At 68.0% G+C, this 2,915-nt stretch carries 3 protein-coding genes; 2 read left to right on the top strand and 1 reads right to left on the bottom strand.

Annotated features, from left to right (window positions below; all coding sequences use genetic code 11):
- A partial coding sequence (locus MK181_10885; protein ID MCH2420302.1) for a hydroxymethylglutaryl-CoA synthase occupies positions 1-1,053 on the bottom strand: 1,053 nt, incomplete at its 3' end.
- Between the two features lie 68 nt (positions 1,054-1,121).
- Here MK181_10885 and MK181_10880 point away from each other — a divergent pair.
- Positions 1,122-2,315, top strand: a complete 1,194-nt coding sequence (locus MK181_10880) for an acyl-CoA dehydrogenase family protein (protein MCH2420301.1) — start codon at positions 1,122-1,124, stop codon at positions 2,313-2,315.
- A 31-nt stretch (positions 2,316-2,346) separates the two neighbouring features.
- A partial coding sequence (locus tag MK181_10875; protein ID MCH2420300.1) for a CoA transferase occupies positions 2,347-2,915 on the top strand: 569 nt, incomplete at its 3' end.

Raw genomic sequence — 2,915 nt, 5'->3', positions numbered from 1 at the left:
GTCGGTGCGGCGCAGGGCAGCCGATGACGAAGGTCGGTTCGGCTCGGGCCGGTTGGGGGGCTGGACCTCCAACAGGCCACGCCAAGACAGGTAGCGGGCGTAGGCCACGTCAGCCCTGTCCTCCAACTGGGCAGCCACCGAGTGGCCCGGCCGGCCAACTGGAAGGGCGTCGGTGGCCCGGAACAACAGCACCTCACAGCCGTCGGCCAGCACTACGAGAGCCACCACGGCACCGGCCTCGGCGTCGTCCAGCACATCGGCCAGCAGCAAGGCCGGGTGGGCGGCCCCGGTGTTGCCCACGGTGGCCGACCGGTCGTCGGCCACGGCCACCCCGAGGCCCGCAGCGGCCTTCCTGGTAGCCCGGTCGTGGAGCCCGGTAGTTACGGCGACGGTGACGTCGTCTGTGCTCAGGCCAGTGGCAGCCAGGGCGTCGGCCCATGCCTGTCTGACCAGGGGCACATAGGCCTGCTCACCGAAACGGTCCTCCCATGTGCGGGAGTGGGCGCTACCCGGCGTACGCCAGCGGTCGGTGAATTCACCAGTGGCCGTGGCCCCGCCCAGGTACTCGGCCAGTAGTGGGCCGTCGTCGGACGATCCGGTGAGAATGGCTGCCGCGCCGTCACCGCCCCCGCCGTCCTCGGGTCCGGTGGGTAGGCCGATCCTGATGTCGGACGCCACCACCAGAGTTCGACCCGGGCCGGTGAGGCCGGCCCGTAGGGCGCCCACGGCCGATCGCTGTGCACCACCGAAGTCCAGTGCAGGGATCGAGGTGTCGAGTCGGAGGGCGGCGTGCACCACCGTGGCGTTGGTCTTGTCAAGGTACGCCGGCGCCACGGTGGAGAACCAGAGGGCGTCGGGAGCGGTTCCCGGTGTGGTGGCCAATGCCCGACGTGCGGCGGCCACTCCCATGGTCGTGGTGTCCTCGTCGAAGGAGGCCACGGCGCGGTGGCCATGGCCAGCTGCCCCGCCCATGACCGAGGCGATCTCGGACCGGGCGAGTCGCCAGTAGGGAATGTGGGCGCCATAGGCGAGGATTCCCCTGGTCGTGTTCATGGCTTGCGCCTCCGATACCGTTCTTATCTGACGGACCGTCAGATTACCTTCCTTCAGAGCGGACGCCCATGGACTTCGACTTCACTCCTGAGCAAGAGGCCTTCCGGGCCGAGGTCGAGGCCTTCCTCGACGCCAATGACGATCCCGAGGTATTCGACCCCACCCGGGAAAACATGGCCCAGATCGTCGACACGCCCAAGCGCCGAGCGCTGATGAAGAAGATGGGCGAGCAGGGCTGGCTGGGCATCACCTGGCCAAAGGAGTACGGCGGCCAGGAAGGCGAGGGCGTCTACGAGTACATCCTCAACGAGGCCCTCGCCGCGCGTGGTGGCCCCCAGATCGGCAAGGGCGTCGGCATCATCGGCAAGACCCTGATCGCCCACGGCTCAGAGTTCCTCAAGGAGGAGTTCCTACCCAAGATCCTTGCCAACGAGGTGGAGTTCGCGGTCGGCTACAGCGAACCCGAGGCCGGTTCGGACGCCGCGGCCATGAAGCTCAAGGCCACCGAGACCAGTGGCGGCTGGATCCTCAACGGCCAGAAGACCTGGACCACGTCGGCCCACTTCGCCGAGTGGTACTGGGTGGGCGCCCGAACCAACCCCGACGCCCCCAAGCACTCGGGCATCACCCTGTTCCTGGTACCGCTAGACCATCCCGGCATCACGGTGCAGGGGATCTGGACGATGGGCGACGAGCGCACCAACGACGTCTTCTTCGACGATGTATTCGTCCCCGATGAGTACGTGGTCGGCCAGTTGGACCACGGGTTTCAATACATCTCCCAGGCCCTGGACATCGAACGGTTCACCATGTTCACTTTCTCACCGGTCAAGCAGCGCCTCGACCTGCTCATCGAGTACGTACGCACCGCCTCCCGCGACGGCCAACCACTCAAAGACGACCCGAAGGTGCGATCCCGGATCGCCCGGCTTGCCACCACCGCCGAGGTGGCCCGGGTCATGGGCCTTAGGGTCGTGGACGCCTCGGTGAAGGCCGAGGCCACCGGTGGCGCACCCCCAACCATCGAGGCCTCGGAGTACAAGCTGTTTACCACCGAGTTCTCCAAGGTGCTGGCTGACGCCTCAATGGACCTGGGCGGCCCCGGCACTCAACTCAGGGTGGGCACCGAAGAAGCACCGATGGTCGGACGGGCCGAGTCGACCTACCGCTACACGGTGCTGGACACCATCGGCGGTGGCACCTCCGAGGTGCAGAAGAACATCATCACCCGCCGCGGCCTAGGCCTCCCCAAGAACTTCTGACCGGAATCCTCCAGAACGACCAGACCCTGACATGACCACCGATCGCCCTCTCCTCGACGGAATCACCGTGCTTGACCTCGCCTCGGTGGGGCCCGCAGTGCGCGCCTCCCGGTGGCTGGCCGACTGGGGTGCAGACGTCATCAAGGTGGGTCCAGTGCCCCGCGACGCCGATGTGCACATCACCCCGCCGGCCTACGCATACAGCGCCCACCGGGGGATGCGTCGCGTCCTCCTGGACCTCAAATCCGATGGTGGACGGAGTGCCTTCCTACGGCTGACCGCCGAAGCCGACGTAGTCATTGAGAGTTTTCGACCGGGCGTCGTGGACCGCCTCGGCATCGGCTACGAGGCGCTGCGGGCCGCCAACCCGGGCATCGTGCTGTGCTCGACCTCCGGCTTCGGCCAGACGGGCCCCCGGGCCCACTGGGCGGGCCACGACCTCAACTACCTGGCCGTCGGGGGCTACCTCCACTGCTCGGGCCGGACAGCCGACGGCGGGCCGGCTCTGCCCGGTGCCACGGTGGCCGACAGCGCCGGCGGCGGGCTGCACGCGGTCGCTGCCATCTGCGCCGCCCTCACCGCCCGGGGAACCACCGGCGA

This window comes from Acidimicrobiales bacterium, assembly GCA_022452035.1.
Classification (GTDB): domain Bacteria; phylum Actinomycetota; class Acidimicrobiia; order Acidimicrobiales; family MedAcidi-G1; genus UBA9410.
This window is presented reverse-complemented; position numbering and strand designations above follow the sequence as displayed.